The following is a 15,552-nucleotide window of genomic DNA, read 5'->3' on the forward strand; positions in this document are numbered from 1 at the left end:
CCATCCCTGCAGGCGGCGGCCCGGCCGCCGCCTGCAGACCCATTCATACCTTCGGCCCCCGCCCACGCAGTAAGGACACCACCAGTGACAACCGTCCACGAACTCCGCCACCACCTTGGTCCGCAGGTACTGACGGATCCGGCAGACCTCGCCCACCACAGCCGCGACGCTTCACGCGCCGTTCCGGCGGGCATGCCGGCCGCGGTTGTGGCTGCGCGCTGCACGGACGACGTGGTTGCCGGCGTCCAGTGGGCCGCCCGGCATCATGTTCCGGTTTCCGTCAGGGGCGCCGGGACAGGACTGGCCGGAGGGGCCGTGGCGTATGAGGGCGGACTGGTGATTTCCCTCGCCCCGATGAACGCCATCCACAGCATCGATCCGGACAACCGCCTCGCCCAAGTCCAGGCGGGGGTGGTCACAGCGGACCTGGATGCCGCTGCTGCCGAGTACGGCCTGATGTACGCACCGGACCCGGCGAGCTATCGGCAGTCCACCATCGGGGGCAACATCGCCACTAACGCCGGAGGCCTGCGGTGCGTGAAATACGGAGTCACCAGCGACAGCGTGGCTGGCCTCGAGGTGGTCCTGGCCAACGGAGATGTCATCTCCACCGGAGCGAGGACGCGAAAGAACGTGGCCGGCTACGACCTGACCAGCCTCTTCGTCGGCTCTGAGGGGACGCTGGGAATCGTCACCGGGGCAACCCTGCGGCTGGTTCCCCGGCCCGCGGGCAAAGCTGTGACTTTCCGCGCAACCTTTCCCACGGCCGCTTCAGCCGGCCTGGCGGTCACGGCGATCATGGGCAGTTCCGTGGTTCCCGACGTGATGGAACTGATGGACCGGGCCAGCGTCAGGATTGTGGAGCAGTTCCAGCCAACAGGCCTGTCCACGGAGGGCGCCGCCATCCTGGTGGGCCAGTTCATTTCTCCATCCTCCGAAGCGGACGCCTCCGTCGCGGCCGGTTTGTGCACCAGGGCGGGCGCCACAAGCGTGGAACAGGCCGACGGCGACGTCCTGCTGGAAGCCCGCCGGGTGTCCGGCAAAGCCCTCGACGCGCGCGGGCTCCGGGCCTCCAGCGACGTCGCCGTCCCCATTTCCCGGCTGGCCGACATGTTCGTTGCCTTGGAACAGATCGGCGCCGCGAACAATGTCGAAATCCCGACATTCGCCCACGCCGGGGACGGAAACCTGCACCCGTCTGTCATCATCGCGGATGAATCCCCCGGAGCCTACGCTGCGGCGGAGCGTATCCTCGACCTCATCACCGACCAGGCGATCCTGCTCGGCGGCACCATCAGCGGTGAACACGGCATCGGCTCCCTCAAAGTGGGTTCGCTCGCCAAGCAACTGGAACCAGCAACCTTGGCTGCACACCGCCTCGTCAAATCGGCCTTCGACCCCCTGGGAATCCTGACCCCAGGCCGGGGCGTCTAGCGGCAGCGCGCCAGCAAAGGCGAGTTGGCAAACCATGGTTAATCCCCTGCATCTGCGGACCTTCATCGTTGTGCTGAGGACCGGGTCCTTCGCTGAGGCCGCCCGGTCGCTCGGCTACACCGGATCCGCCGTCTCGCAGCAAATATCCTGCCTGGAACGGTCGGTGAAGATGGTGCTCTTCGAACGGGACGCCCACGGCATCAGGCCCACGTCCTCGGCCGGATTCCTCGCCGAACGCGCCCAGAGCGTCCTTGCCGCCTTTGCCTCTTTTGAGGAGGAAGTGAAAGCGATGTCGGAAGGAAACTTCGGGCAAGTCCGGCTCGGCAGCTTTCCTACGGCCAGCCAGCAACTTCTTCCGTCGTCGCTCGCCACGTTCGCACGGACGCACGGCGACGTAGGCATCGACCTTGACGAAGGCGAACCGGAAGCACTTATTCCACTGCTGCTGGACCGCGATCTCGATCTGGCGATCGTCTACCACTACGACCTCGCGCCCCAGGCGTGGCCAAAGACGCTCAAAGCCGAGCCGCTCCTTCACGAGGAGCTGATTTTGTTACTCCCGCCCGGGCACCGGTTTACCGATGCGGGGACCTCCCTCGCCGACTTGGAAAAGGAAACCTGGGTGGCCACCGGCGAACGTACCTCCGGTGCCCGTTCCCTTCGCAGGGCCTGTGCGGCAGCCGGATTTGAGCCAGAGGTGCATTACCGAAGCGATGACTACGACGTCATCAGGCGGTTTGTGGCCACCGGTCTGGGCGTGGCCCTGGTCCCCGCGCTGGGGCATGCAGCAGGGTCAGTCGGCACCGCCACGATTATTGATCTTCCGGTGCGCAGGCACGTCGTGGCCCTGCACGCGTCCAGCACCATCAACCCGGCGGTGGAGGGGGCAGTAGCAGCCCTCAAAACGGCCAGCGCCGAGGCCGCCGAACGCCTCCAGGGAGTCCACCTTGCCTGAACCAGCACCCTTTTATGAACAGGAGCACCGAAAATGACCGACAGCACCTTCTCACTCTTCGACGAGTGGGGGCCCGAAAAGATCGTGGTCGTATCAGACCGGAAGACAGGCATGCGCGGAGTCCTCGTCATCGACAACACCGCACGGGGAACCGGCAAGGGCGGCACCCGCATGAGCCCCAGCCTTACCGTCCAGGAAGTTGCCCGCCTGGCCCGTACCATGACCTGGAAATGGGCCGCCGTGGACCTGTTCCACGGCGGCGCCAAAGCAGGCATCCTCGGGGACCCGGCCGGCCCGAACAAGGAAGGCATCCTGCGGGCCTTCGCCCGGACGCTGGCCAACGAAGTCCCCGCCGAATATGTCTTCGGCCTCGACATGGGCCTCACCGAGGAAGACGCGGCAGTCTTCCTCGACGAACTGGGCGACCGCGGAGCGTCCACCGGGTTGCCACGGGCGCTGGGCGGTCTCCCGTACGACCAGCTCGGGGTGACGGGATACGGCGTCGCAGAAGCAGCTGAAGCAGCCGCGCAAAACAGCGGCATCAGCCTCCAAGGCGCACGGGTCTCCATCCAGGGCTTCGGTGCGGTCGGCCAGGCGGCCGCAACCCGCCTGCGCGGGCTTGGCGCCGTCGTCGTTGCCGTTTCTACGGCAAGCGGGGCGGTACATGACCCCGACGGCCTCGACATCGACAAACTGGTGGAACTCCGCGCCGCCGCCGGCGACGCTTGTGTTCAGCACTACGGGGCCGTACTCCCGGCCGGCGCTGCCCTGGACGTGGACGCAGATGTCCTCATCCCCGCCGCCCGGGAAGACACCATCAACGACGTCGTAGCAGCCAGCACCAACGCCAAACTCATCGTGGAGGGCGCCAACCTCCCCACCTCCCCCACGTCCAGGCGGATCCTGCACGAACGCGGAATCATCGTGGTACCCGACTTCATCGCCAACGCCGGCGGCATCGTGGCGGCCGCCCACTCCATGGCCGCACGCTACTCCCCCTTCGTCGTCAAACCCGAGGACGTCTTCACGATGATCTCGGACAAGCTGAGGGACAATACCGCCGCAGTCCTGAATGAGAGCAACAGCGCGGGGCTCACGCCGCATGAGGCAGCCTACGCCCTGGCCGAGAAGCGCGTGCTCGACGCTATGAAGCTTCGCCGCCAGGTTCCCCAAGCCTCCACGGAGACGATCGACGTCCTGGTCTGAGGGCCATCGGCCCGGCCAGCCTGAGGTCTGCGATCCCGCTAGGGCCGGGGCCTCGCCCAAGATCCGGGCCAGGCCCCGGCCCTACTCCTCGCGGTCGATTTCCAGGACGCTGAGGCCGCTCAAATCCAACCAATATCGCGTTGGCGTTTGCACCAACCTCAGCAACACGCCCTGGCAGTCGCGGCAGCGCACCACGATGCCGGGGGCGTCGGTGAAGACCATGGCCTCGCCAAAAGCCCTGGCTGAGCCGCAATGCCTGCAGCGTCCGAGCGCGGCGATGATATCGATGCGGAAGATTTCGGACAGGGCGCCGGCGGTGGCGTTCCCGTCCACGTACGGAATCGGGTCATGGGGTGTAGCCGCAATATCCTGGTCTTCGGAGTCGCGGAAGGCGAAGTTGTCGGGGCCGTTCACCGGATACCTCCCGTCCCGCCAAACCGTTCGGTCTTTATTGATTGCGGCGGATAGCCGGCCATCACGAGCCAGTCCGCCACGGTCTCCACGAAAACTGTTTGACCGCACACAAAGACATCCGGGTTCTCCTCGGGTGGGAAAATCCTGCGCAAAAGGGTGTCCGACGTAAGGCGCGCCGGCGCGGCCGGCCAGCCCTCCGGCGTCGAGCGTGTATAGACGTACTCGACCATCAGCTTGGCTGATTCCTGGTCCAACCGTCGCAGCTCGTCGCGGTAAAGCGAAGTCTCGGGGGACTTGAGGGAATAAAGCAACCTGAACGGGGACTCGTTACTGGAAGCCTGATGCGCGCGGATCATCGACATCAGCGGCACCACACCGGATCCTCCCCCGATCAGCTGCACCTGGTTCACCTTGCCGGGCCGCCAGACAAACCAGCCGCCCACGGGCCCCCGGATTTCCAGCTGGTCCCCCACGGCCAGATCCCGGACAAGGTAAGACGACACCTCGCCGTCGGGCAGTTCGTCCACGGTGATTTCCAGATGCCCATCCGTGCTCGCGGATGCCACCGAATATGAGCGGATGGCGGAATACCCGTCGTCGGCGGTGAGTCGGATGTCGATATGCTGGCCGGCGAGGTGTCCCGTCAGTCCATCCACGCGCAGCCGGATGGTCCGGGCGGTGGCGTTTTCCGGGGCCTCGCCGACCACTTCGGCGACATGCCACACAGAACTCACAGCAGATGCCTCACGAGTACCGCTCCTCGCGCCACGGATTGCCGTGGAGATGGTAGCCGTTCGATTCCCAGAAACCGGGGACGTCTTCCCCTGTCAGTTCCAACCCGTGGATCCATTTGGCGCTTTTCCATAAATACAGATGCGGCACCAAAAGCCGTGCCGGACCGCCGTGGGCCCGTTCAAGTGGTTCGCCACCGAACTCCCAGGCCACCCATGCCTTGCCGCCCAGGAGGTCCCAGAGCGGAACATTGGTTGTGTAGCCGCCGAACGAATGGGCCGTGGCGAAGTCGCTGGTGGTTTCCACGTTTTCGAAGAGGGTGTCCAGCGAAACCCCACGCCACACTGTTCCCAGTTTTGACCAGCTGGTCACACAATGGATGTCTTTGGTGATCTCCTCCTGCGGCAAGGCCAAGAATTCATTCCAGGACCAGGAGAGCCGCTGGCCATTCTCCGTGGTGATGAAAAATTCCCATTCGTCGATGGGGATGAGCGGGGCGGGCCCCGCCGTCAGGACAGGAAAGTCCTGCGTTTCATGCTGCCCGGGAGGCAATGCAGGATTCCCGGACCGCCGTCCACGGAAACCGGAAGAAATGATACCCATGATGCACCTCCGCAGTGGAGCTCCACCCGCCGACGACCGTTGCTGCCCCAACCATAGGGCAACCTCGGGGCGCGGTCTAGGCATCAACGAGAGGCGGCCAATATGTCGTAAGAGCGAACAGTCCGCTGGCATTGCAGTTCGTGGGAGCCTCGCTGGCCTGAACTGGTACGTAGAATCACATTCCGGCAGCCTAGGAGCCGACCATGGGGGTTGCCCTGAATGCGTTGACAGCCCTGTCGGCGATAACTTGGTCATCAGTTCCGGAATCAAGGATGGTGTTCCGGGCTGATTCGGGCTCCACTACTACGGCCGTCACGGCGAGTCCGGTGGCAGTGTCGGTGGCAAGCAAGGCGTCCACCTGCGCCTCGAAGCAGGAGTCACTTGACTTGGAATCAACGTCCATCGCCACCATGTGGTTGTTGGAGACGAAGTTCGCGGTCCCGGCCTTCAGCCGGATGATGACGGGTTTGGCGCCCTCCGGCCGGACGGTCTGAGAGTCGATGACCTCGGAAAAGTGGTTGCCGATGACAGAATTGCTGCTGCCGCTGATGCTGAGAAGCCCGGTGAGGTCGTCCATTCCATTGTCGACTCCCAGGAAGGGCGTCCACGGCTCATGGTCACGCAGGAAATGGTTTGTGGCCACGAGGTTCTCCGAACTGTTCTCCTCCAGCATCACCATCCCGGGGTAGAACGAGTGCAGGCGGTTGTTGGTGACGCTCGAACGCGTGACTCCGTTGAAATGGACGCTGCTCGCACCACGGGGAAAGACATTGTTCGCGGTGACCAGGAGACCTCCGTGATTTTCCGCGTAAATGGAGTGGCCTTTAGGTCCTGCTCCGACCAGATTATCGGTGATCTTTGATGCCTGCCCCCACCCGCGCAGTTCGATGCAGCTTCCGCATTCAGCGATGAAGTTGTGGTGGATGGAAAGCGCGTCCGCGTTGTGGATGGTGAGTGCGTTCCCGAGGTAGACGAACCCCATATCGGTGACCCGGAACGAGTCATTGGCGCTGGCTACATATATGCCGGTCTTGCCGTTGACATAGGTGTTCTCGGGGGGCATCCCGGAACCATCCGGGATGAAATGCAGGCCGTCGATGCAGAAGTTGGAGAACTCGACCGAGCTGATACGGGGGCTTCCGCTTCTCTCAACAAGGAAGGCGGCTCCCTTGGATTCCTCCCCCTCGCCGGCCGAGGGAAGGTCGACGATGATGCGGCTCCCCCCGGGCCAGAGCTCATGCAGGTCGGGCCATTCGTCTTCGGGGACGTTGAATCGGATGCTCGACGACGTAAACCCGTGTCCCGAGCCTTCGATCCGAAGGAAGCTGACGTCGATGAGCACCTGCGTGCGGAGGTGGTAGTCCCCCGGCGGAATGTAGATAACGGCGCCGGGCTTTCCTCCGTTGTTCACATCGGCGGCGTGCTGCCGTTCCTTAACGTCGGCGATGATGCTGTTGATGACTTCACCGACGTCCTTGGCTGGGTTGCCGACCGGCCACGTGGTTACGTCGTAGCAGTTGTTGTTCGTCATTGTTTCTTCCTTGATGTTGAAGGGCCAGCCCGGGAATCTACGGGGCCACCGGTTGATGCTCCTGGAGGTCCCTTTGCAGTTCTTCCAGCGTTGGCGGCTCCAGCACGGACGGCGCTAGCCCATCTGCTCCGCGCATGAGGAGTCCGTAGATAAGGGCAGCCATGTACGAGTCGCCGGCTCCAATGGTGACGGCGACGAGTCCGGCGCCCAGTTCGAGGATACGTTTTGGGATGGCTTCCAGGGATAGCCGCGGATAGAGCCACAGTGCATCCTCGTCGCTGAGTTTGACCACCTCTGTGAACGGGACGAGTTCCTCGAAGATGGTTTTTGCCTCAAATTGGCTGCCGAGCAGCCCAGGGCGGATGTTGGGATCGTAGGTGACGACGCAGCGCTGATGTGATTGTTCGAGAAGCTCCCTGACGACTGCTGCCCCAGGCGCCAGAAAGGTAGCTATCGAGCCGGTGTGCAGAAGATACAACTATGTCCACGAGCGCTTCGCCGACCACAAGGACATCAATGCCCGTTCTGCGCTCATCGTCGCTGTGCTGGACTGTTGGCATTTGGGACCCTTTCCTATATCCGCTGCGTGCGTGCTAACCGAGCGCCGTGACAGTGAGCGTCCGGATGGTGGCTGGCCCGCCCTCAACCGTCAGCCGGTTCTCCGCATGTCCCTGAGCGGGAAAAACAAGGTCGGTCAGGACCACTTTGCCGCCCTGCGCGAACACTTCCACGGAGCAATGGTCGACGACGATGTGCAGCTTGAGTGCGCCGTCCTCGAGGACCAGCGGGGCTGACTCCACGGAGGGAAACTTCTCGTGAAAACCGGTGTCACCTGACCGCCGGCGGTCCAGGACAAGTTTGGCCGCAGCGGCGTTGTAGCTCAGCACAGTCCCCGCACTGCCGTCACCATTTCCGAACAGGTGGCAGGTCACTTGTTCGGCGTCTCCGGGCAGTATCTCCGCCTCAATGACTTGGGCGCTGCCGGGTACCGCATCCGGCAACCGGAAGGCTGAATCCTGCAGCTCAAAGGTGCCTGCGTCCATGAGATTCCAGGCTGCCGCCGGCTCTTCTCCTGCGCAGAGGCCGGCCAGGACCGGTTGCTGGATCAGACGGGCGGAGCCGTTGAATGCTGTGAGGCGCAATTCGCGGGCGAGGGTCATCGACGACCGCCAAGGTGCGGTGGGCAGCTGGTTGGCGTAGTCCCAGTTGTTCATCCAGCCCATGATGATGCGCCGGCCCTCCGGTACGTTGCTAAAGGATACGGAGGCGTAGCAGTCGCGTCCCCAGTCCAGCCACAGGCATTGCTGCAAGGCTGCAGAGCCCGCCTTGCAGTCGGGCAGGGAGGACAGCCCTTCGGGCGCCACGATGGAGCAGGGGTCGGGGGTGAAGCTGACGCCGTCGAAGTGCCCGATGAAGTACTGGCCCCCGGAGCCTCCTGCCACGGCGCCGGGATTCACGTTGACGATCAGCACCCACTTGATGTTCTCCGGATCCCCGTCCACTGGCAGGGGAAAGAGGTCAGGGCACTCCCACTCGCCGGCGTCGGCGTTGGCCGGGCCGAAGTCGCTCAGAAAGTCCCAGGATTTGAGGTCCTGCGACCGATAGAGGACCACCTTTTGATGCTGCGCTTCGACGGCAACCATGACCCAATAGGAGCGTTGGTCCCCCCGGTAGCGGAAGACTTTGGGATCGCGGAAGTTTGCGGAGTTTCTGGTGAGGACAGGGTTTCCTGCGTATTTTCGCCACGTCATTCCTGCGTCCGTGCTGTAGGCCAGCGACTGCGCCTGTGTGCCGCTGTACTCGGACGCGGCTTTGTAGGCACTTGTGTAAATGGCTACGAGGGCAGGTGTGTCCGGTGTGCCGAGCCCGGACGTGTTGCCGTGGTCGACGACGACGCTGCCAGAGAAGATGTCCTCTGTCTCGTCGCAGGTAATCGCAGCGGGGTGTTCCGTCCAGTGCAGCAGATCACGGGAGGTGGCGTGGCCCCAGGACATGTTGCCCCAGACGTTGCCGTACGGGTTGTTCTGGAAGAAGAGGTGGTACACGCCGTCGTAGAAAACCAGGCCGTTGGGATCGTTCAGCCAGGTATCCCTCGCCGCGAAGTGGATGGCAGGCCGGAACCTGGGGGTTTCTGCCGGGGCTGTTTCCGGGCGTGCGGCATCAAGGCAACTGGACATATCTGGCGTTCCTCTTGGGAAGTTGAAGGGTCTGGATGCCTATTGCCGCGGAGCCGCGATGGAATCGCGGCGCACGAGGGGGCAGCTCAGTATGGTCGGATGAAGTGCCATGAGGGTAAGGTCGGTCTTCCCCTCGACGGCGTCAATCAGGTGCTCGGTGGCCCAAGCGCCCATCTCGTAGTGAGGCAGGGCCACGGTGGTGAGGCCCGGGTGAAGGTTGGCGGCGATCAGCTCCTGGTCATCGAAGCCAACGATCGAAAGGTCAGCCGGGATGGTGATCCCCAACTCCGCTGCCGCGCGGTAGGCTCCCATGGCCATCCGGTCGTTGTAGCAGAACAAGCCGGTGGGACGGTCCTTGCGTCCCAGGATCCGCCGGGCCGCTTCATAGCCGCCTTGCACCTCCGAGACGTCGGACTCGACAGGTGCCGCACCGCCGTCGAGCCCTGCTTCGGTCAGCGTGGCCCGGAAGGCCTGGAGCCGCTGATGGGTTGCGGGGACGTCGTCGGTGTTGTTGATGAACCCCACCCGGGTGTGGCCTGCTTCGAGGAGCGCGCCCACGGCGGCGCGTGCACCACCTTCTTCGTCCGGGATCACGGCTGTGATGTTCCCGCCTGTGGCCACCGAGTCGACCAGGACGGAGGGCACGCTGCCGAGGTTGGCCGGCAGCTCCACGTCGCGGTGGTACATGGTGGCGTAGAGGATCCCGTCCACCCGGCGTTCCAGGAGAGCCTCGACGTCGGCCCTCCGGGAATCGAGGCTGGCTGAGCCGGAGGTGTTGATGATCATGAGGTTGTATCCCCGGGCTTTGGCGGCCTCGTCAGCGCCGAGGATGATCCGGCCTGCGTGGGGCGTGGTGGCGATCTCCTCGCTGACCAGCCCCAGCATGCCGGTTCTCTGGGTGCGAAGGGCCTGGGCAAGGCGGTTGGGGCCATAGCCCAGTTGCTCGGCAATGGTCCTGACCTTGTCCCTGGTTTCGGGCCTGACCCGGGCGTAGGAAACCTCGTTGAGTACGTGGGAGACAGTCGTCACGGAGACGCCGGCGGCGACGGCCACGTCCTTGATGCCGATGTTCTTGTTGCTCATCTGTCTCCCACGTCCTTATGGTTGGCGATGCCCCTGGGGGCTATCAGTAGGCTACTCGTTGCTGGTGGTCTAGCCCTTGACGGCGCCGAGCGTCATGCCGGCGACGATCTTGCGCTGCAAGAGAAGGGTGAGGAGGATGACCGGGATGGAGTAAACGGCGGCCAGCGCCGTCATGGATCCCCAGTCCAGGCCGAACTGGGTCTGGAAGTTCGCGATCACCACGGGCGTTGTCTGGGAGCGGATTGCTGTCATCAGGAGTGCAAAGAGGAACTCATTCCAGGAGGCCAGGAATGCGAAGATCGCGGTGACGGCGATGCCGCCGGAGACCACCGGGATCACCACCCGCCACAGGGCTCCGAGTCTGCTGCACCCGTCCACAGTCGCAGCTTCCTCCAGGTCTTTCGGGACCGACTCGAAGAAGCTGGACATCAGCCAGATCGAGAGCGGCAGGGAGATGGTGGTGTGGGCAATGGACAGCGCGATGGGGGTGTCTGAAAGGCCAACGGTTGCCATCATCGAAGCCAGAGGAATACCGATCGCCACCGGAGGCACCATGCGGGTAACCAGGGCGGCCATGATAAAGATCCTGCCGCTGAGGGTTTGGTACCGGGTGATGCCGTAGGCCGCCGGTACCGCCAGCACCAGCGAAAGCACGGTGCTGATAATGGCCGTCTGGATGCTGTTGATGAAGGATGCGGGGACTCCGTTGCGGCCCAAAGCGTTGGCGTAGTTCTCCAGCGTCCATTCCCGGGGCAGGATGGTGGGTGGCACAGCGATGGTGTCAATCGGCGTCTTGAAGGAAGTGAAGATCAGGTACAGGAACGGGAAACCGTAAAGCACCATCGCTGCTGCGAGCAGGGTCCATAGCAGGGTGCGGGTGCTGCGGCGGCCGGCTTCCAGTCCCTCGCGGTTGGTGCCCCGGCGCCTGCGGGCCCCGGCCGTGGTGACAGGTACGGAAGGTTCCACGGGCACGTCGGCCGGCATGCCGGCGTCGTGCTTAATTGTTTCGGCGACGTGCATCAGTTGTCCTTTCCTGGCCGCCAGATGGTAGCCACCGCGAAGAATGCGACGGCGAGCATCGCCAGCAGGTAGAGGGTGCCCATGGCGCTTGCCAGCCCCGGATCGCCGAAGCGGATCATGGTGCGGTAGATCAGCAGGCTCATGGTTTCCGAAGCCGACTGCGGGCCGCCGTTGGTTTGGATGAGGATGGTGTCGAAGGCCCTTGCTGCGTCGATTCCGCGGACCACCAGGGCGACTGCGATGACGGGGCGGAGCAGCGGCAGGATAATCCGGAACAGCAGAGCCGGTGCACGTGCACCATCAAGGCGTGCTGCTTCAATCAGGTCCCCGGGAATGTTCTGCAGTCCGGCGAAGAGGACCAGGCACATGAACGAGGTGGTGAGCCAGATGTCCGGGATGGCCACCGAATAGAGCACGATGCCCGGGTCCGACAGCCAGCCGATCTGGTTGGGGTTGGACAGGATACCGGCCTGGTGCAGGAGGGTTCCGATCAGGCCAAAGTTATCGATCATCAGGAACTTCCACAGCAGACCTGCCACGATCGGGGCGATCATCAGCGGGTACATAAAGACGGTCCGCCAGATTTGGGAACTGCGGCCCAGCGTGGTGAACAGCAAGGCCATGCCCAGCCCAAGGGCGAATTCGAGGGTGACCACCACCAGTGTGTAGGCCAGGGTCCGCCACCCGGCACCGATGAAGGCTTCGGACGCGAAGGCGCGGAAGTAGTTGTCCAGGCCCACGAAGTCCCGGGGTCCGCCGGCGATCGGCGAGATCTTGAAGAAGCTGTCCGCCACGAGCCGGAACAGCGGGAAGGCGACAAAGACTGCCAGGAACAGCGCCGCTGGTGTCATCAGGAACAATGCGAAGCGGCGATCGGAGATGCGCACGGTTTTCTCTTCCGCTGGTTGGGGCCGCGGCCGGCACCGGTCATTCAGGTGCCGGCCGCGGGGGTCTTACTTGATCAGGTCCTCGATCTGCTTCTTGGCGTCGGCGAGGAGTGCGGCGGTGTCACCGCCGGCGACGGCCTTCTGGAGCATGGGGACCAGCACGGTGTCCACGATCTGCTGCCACTTCTCGGTGGCCGGGCGGGTGGCTGTGGCCTTGCCGTTGAGGGTTTCGATCAGCGGCTTGAAGCTCTCGTAGCCTGCCTTGTCCTGGTACTTTTCGAAGGCGGAGATGCGGGAGGCCAGGCCCAGACTGGATTCGATCCCCTTGTCGTTGTAGTCGTAAGCGCACTTGATGAATTTCTTGGCCGCTTCGGTGTTCTTGGTGGCCTTGGGCACGGTGAGGTACCAGGGCCCGGGAACGGCGCCGACACCGGCGGATCCGGCGATCATGGGAGCCGCGCCGACCTTGCCGGCCACCGGTGAATCCTTGGGGATCTGCCGGTAGGCGTGGGCCCAGAACCGGGTCATGGCTGTTTTGCCCTGGTTGAACAGGTTCTGCGCCGCAGCCCAGTCCACCTGGGCGGCGCCGGCGGGAGCGGACTTGGCAAGGCCGACATAGAAGTCCAGTGCTTCCTTATGGGCGGCATTGTCGATGACCACCTTGTTGTTCTCGTCCAGGACCATCGGCGAGCCGGCCTGCAGGACGTGGGCCAGCCATTCGGTTTCCACACCGCCCTTGACGTCAGTTCCGAACATGCCGTCCTTGGTGAAGAACTCCGAGATGTCCTGGTACTGCTTCCACGTCGTGGGGGCTGCGAGGTCGTAGCCGTACTTGGTCTTGAAGTCAGCCTTGTTCTTGGCGTCCTCAAACAGGTCCTTGCGGTACAGGATGATCTCGGCGTTGGTCCAGGCAGGCATGCCGATGAAGTGCCCGTCCACGTTCGCTTCCTTGACCAGGGCCGGGAAGATGTCCTTCTTCGCTTCGTCGGTGAAGAGCTCGTCGATCGGCTGCACGGCATTCTTGAAGCTGGGCAGCCAGACGGAGTCCAGGGCGGCCACGTCGAACGAGACGTTGCCGGAGGAGAACTCGCTGGAGAGCCTGTTGAACATGCCGTCGTAAGGCAGCTCGACGAAGTTGGCGTTAACGCCTGTCTCTTTCTTGCACTGTTCGGCGACGCCTGTCAGCTCGGCGTGGCCACCGGCCTCAACGAGGACGTTGACTGTGCTGGTACCGGCGCTACCCGACGTTGCCGCCGGGCCCCCCCCGCGCCGCAGGCGGTTGCTGCCAGAAGCACCGCGGTGGACAGCCCGCCAATGGCGGTGATCCGGGAAATCGTGGTTCGAGAGGACATCGCTGTCGACTCACTTTCTTTTGACGGAATCTACGTGGGGATGGGGTTTGGAAGCTTCAAGTGGATTGGATGAAAAATCGTTTTGCCAAATCGACTTGGCATCAGATTAGGGATGTCGGCAGAGGCCTGTCAAGCCCCTTGACGCCACCAGAACAGTCGCCATACAGTGAGCCACGGTCTCGGGCAAATCGTTTTGGCAATTTTGGCAGGCCCCGCATCAGGTGTTCGTAACGCCTGCCGCCAGCCCCTCGCCGCCAAGACACCATCACCTGGGCGCAGGAAACTACCGCGCCCCGGCAGGCGAGCGGGTCATTTTGGAAATGAGCGGCTAAATTGCCGTGGGCGCTGAATTCAATACCGTCTCCGTCCAGACCCGGACCCACCGGGACGTGACCATCCCGATCGCGCTGCACGGTAGAGGGCGCGGACGTGTCCGCTTAAACGAAGCAACCCCCATCTGCCTCAGCCAGGTCCGGGGGTCCAGCAGACTGTCTCCCATGAGTCCGGCCGCGACCGGGGCAGAGGGCCCGCTGTTGCTTCGTCCTCCAATGTAGCCCAGCCTCCCCCTGCTGGAGGAAGTGCCGGTACGGATAAAGACAAACGAAGCAAGCCCCGATGTGCCTGAGCCTGGTGCGGGGGTCCAGCCGACGGCCGGCCTCAAATGGGCGGGAGATCAGCTGTTGCTTCCGGACCGAGCCTTGCCCCATCGATCCACCACAACCACCCAGACCGTCACCAATCTGTGTCTTGCTTCACAGCTTTGTCAGCGATAACATAGTCCATAATTGTTAGCGCTAACAGCGATGTTGGGGCAAGCCGGACGTAGAACTCCGGTGATGACAGCCTCCGGTGCCGGTCCTGTGGAACGCGGAACGGCCTCGGTACGCCGGACACAAATGGCCGGCGCCGGCGGAAAGTACATACGCTTTCCGCTCAAGCACCGATTCGTGGTCCTACCAGGCCACGGAAGGAGAATAACGTGAGAATCAAGAAACTCCTGGGCGCCGTCGCCGTCGTCCTGGCTGTTACGGTGGGGGCTACCGGCTGCGGAAGCCGCCCCGGCGCCGCCACCAACTCCAGCAGCGCCGACGCTGCCGGAGCCCTGGTGGGGATCTCCATGCCGACGCAGACGTCGGAACGCTGGATCGCCGACGGCAAGAACGTTTCGGAGTCCCTGGCCAAGCTCGGCTACAAGACGGACCTCCAGTACGCCAACGACGACATCCCCACGCAGGTTTCCCAGATCGAGAACATGCTGACCAAGGGCGCGAAGTCCCTGATCATCGCGGCGATCGACGGCACCACGCTGACCGACGTCCTGGCCAAGGCCAAGGAGCAGAACGTCAAGGTCATCGCCTACGACCGACTGATCAACGGCACCCCGAACGTCGACTTCTACACCACCTTCGACAACTACGAGGTGGGCGTCCAGCAGGCAACGTCCCTGCTGACCGGCCTGGGCCTGGTGGACGCTTCCGGCAAGAAGGTCGAAGGCAAGGGCCCGTTCAACGTTGAACTCTTCGCGGGCAGCCCGGACGATAACAACGCGAACTTCTTCTGGACCGGCGCCATGGACACCCTGAAGCCGTACCTGGACGCCGGCACCCTCAAGGTGCCCAGCGGCCAGACCAAGTTTGAACAGGCAGCCATCCTCCGCTGGCAGGCGGCCACCGCCCAGAAGCGGATGGAGGACATCCTCACCGCCGCTTACGGTTCCGGCAAGAAGCTCGACGGCGTGCTGTCACCTTACGACGGACTCTCCATCGGCATCATCTCCGCACTCACCAGCACCGGCGGCTACTCCAAGGGCGCCCTGCCGGTGGTGACCGGCCAGGACGCGGAAAAGGGCTCGGTGAAGTCCATCGTCGCCGGCGAGCAGTACTCCACGATCTTCAAGGACACCCGGAAGCTCGGCGAGCAGGCCGTGAAGATGGTGGACGCAGTCCTGAAGGGCCAGGAGCCCGAGACCAATGACACCAAGACCTACAACAACAAGGTCAAGGTTGTTCCTGCCTTCCTGCTGAAGTCCGTGATCGTCACCAAGGACAATTACAAGCAGGAACTGATCGACTCCGGTTACTACACCGACGCCGACATCAAGTAAGCAACACCATCCAGTAGTTCCATGGGGGCGGGGCGCCCGCAGCCGCGGGCGCCC

12 protein-coding genes and 2 pseudogenes are annotated in these 15,552 nt (G+C 63.5%); 4 read left to right on the forward strand and 10 right to left on the reverse strand.

What is annotated here, in order from left to right; all coding sequences use genetic code 11:
• Window positions 1-84: 84 nt before the first annotated feature.
• The 3 genes from ACFRAH_RS16970 to ACFRAH_RS16980 are packed head-to-tail and all read left to right on the forward strand — an operon-like array spanning window position 85 to window position 3,595.
• Window positions 85-1,434: an FAD-binding oxidoreductase gene (locus ACFRAH_RS16970; protein WP_377992072.1), complete on the forward strand. Its 1,350-nt coding sequence runs from the start codon at window positions 85-87 to the stop codon at window positions 1,432-1,434.
• Between the two features lie 34 nt (window positions 1,435-1,468).
• Window positions 1,469-2,389, forward strand: coding sequence for a LysR family transcriptional regulator (locus tag ACFRAH_RS16975; RefSeq protein WP_377992073.1), 921 nt, complete (start codon window positions 1,469-1,471; stop codon window positions 2,387-2,389).
• Window positions 2,390-2,422: 33 nt separating this feature from the next.
• Window positions 2,423-3,595 (forward strand): Glu/Leu/Phe/Val dehydrogenase, encoded by a 1,173-nt coding sequence (locus ACFRAH_RS16980; protein ID WP_377992074.1) that lies wholly within the window; start codon window positions 2,423-2,425, stop codon window positions 3,593-3,595.
• 81 nt (window positions 3,596-3,676) lie between these two features.
• On the opposite strand, the gene ACFRAH_RS16985 is transcribed toward ACFRAH_RS16980, so the two are convergent.
• From ACFRAH_RS16985 to ACFRAH_RS17030, 10 genes and pseudogenes are all read right to left on the reverse strand, one after another.
• Window positions 3,677-4,009 carry a DUF6510 family protein gene (locus ACFRAH_RS16985; protein ID WP_377992075.1) on the reverse strand — a complete coding sequence of 111 codons (333 nt, stop codon included), beginning with the start codon at window positions 4,007-4,009 and terminating at the stop codon, window positions 3,677-3,679.
• Window positions 4,006-4,743, reverse strand: coding sequence for a ferredoxin reductase (locus tag ACFRAH_RS16990; RefSeq protein ID WP_377992076.1), 738 nt, complete (start codon window positions 4,741-4,743; stop codon window positions 4,006-4,008). Before ACFRAH_RS16990 ends, ACFRAH_RS16985 begins: the two co-directional genes overlap by 4 nt.
• 10 nt (window positions 4,744-4,753) lie before the next feature.
• A complete protein-coding gene (locus ACFRAH_RS16995) occupies window positions 4,754-5,344 on the reverse strand; it encodes a molybdopterin-dependent oxidoreductase (RefSeq protein WP_377992077.1) in 591 nt (196 codons plus the stop codon).
• Between the two features lie 190 nt (window positions 5,345-5,534).
• Window positions 5,535-6,875 carry a NosD domain-containing protein gene (locus ACFRAH_RS17000; RefSeq protein ID WP_377992078.1) on the reverse strand — a complete coding sequence of 447 codons (1,341 nt, stop codon included), beginning with the start codon at window positions 6,873-6,875 and terminating at the stop codon, window positions 5,535-5,537.
• 37 nt (window positions 6,876-6,912) lie between these two features.
• Window positions 6,913-7,347: pseudogene (locus tag ACFRAH_RS17005) on the reverse strand (carbohydrate kinase); the annotation flags it as partial.
• A gap of 121 nt (window positions 7,348-7,468) precedes the next feature.
• Complete coding sequence (locus tag ACFRAH_RS17010) at window positions 7,469-9,052, reverse strand: glycoside hydrolase family 32 protein (RefSeq protein WP_377992079.1); 1,584 nt, start codon at window positions 9,050-9,052, stop codon at window positions 7,469-7,471.
• A gap of 39 nt (window positions 9,053-9,091) precedes the next feature.
• On the reverse strand, window positions 9,092-10,135 hold the full coding sequence (locus ACFRAH_RS17015; RefSeq protein ID WP_377992080.1) for a LacI family DNA-binding transcriptional regulator: 1,044 nt from the start codon (window positions 10,133-10,135) through the stop codon (window positions 9,092-9,094).
• A 69-nt stretch (window positions 10,136-10,204) separates the two neighbouring features.
• Window positions 10,205-11,119: a carbohydrate ABC transporter permease gene (locus ACFRAH_RS17020; protein WP_377992086.1), complete on the reverse strand. Its 915-nt coding sequence runs from the start codon at window positions 11,117-11,119 to the stop codon at window positions 10,205-10,207.
• 35 nt (window positions 11,120-11,154) lie between these two features.
• Window positions 11,155-12,042, reverse strand: coding sequence for a carbohydrate ABC transporter permease (locus ACFRAH_RS17025; protein ID WP_377992081.1), 888 nt, complete (start codon window positions 12,040-12,042; stop codon window positions 11,155-11,157).
• Between the two features lie 66 nt (window positions 12,043-12,108).
• Window positions 12,109-13,394 (reverse strand): annotated as a pseudogene (locus tag ACFRAH_RS17030) (ABC transporter substrate-binding protein).
• Between the two features lie 979 nt (window positions 13,395-14,373).
• Between ACFRAH_RS17030 and chvE the strand changes: the two are divergent.
• Window positions 14,374-15,498: a multiple monosaccharide ABC transporter substrate-binding protein gene (chvE, locus tag ACFRAH_RS17035; RefSeq protein WP_377992082.1), complete on the forward strand. Its 1,125-nt coding sequence runs from the start codon at window positions 14,374-14,376 to the stop codon at window positions 15,496-15,498.
• The last annotated feature ends 54 nt before the right edge of the window (window positions 15,499-15,552 follow it).

Source organism: Arthrobacter sp. NPDC056727 (assembly GCF_042790555.1).
Classification (GTDB): Bacteria; Actinomycetota; Actinomycetes; order Actinomycetales; family Micrococcaceae; genus Arthrobacter.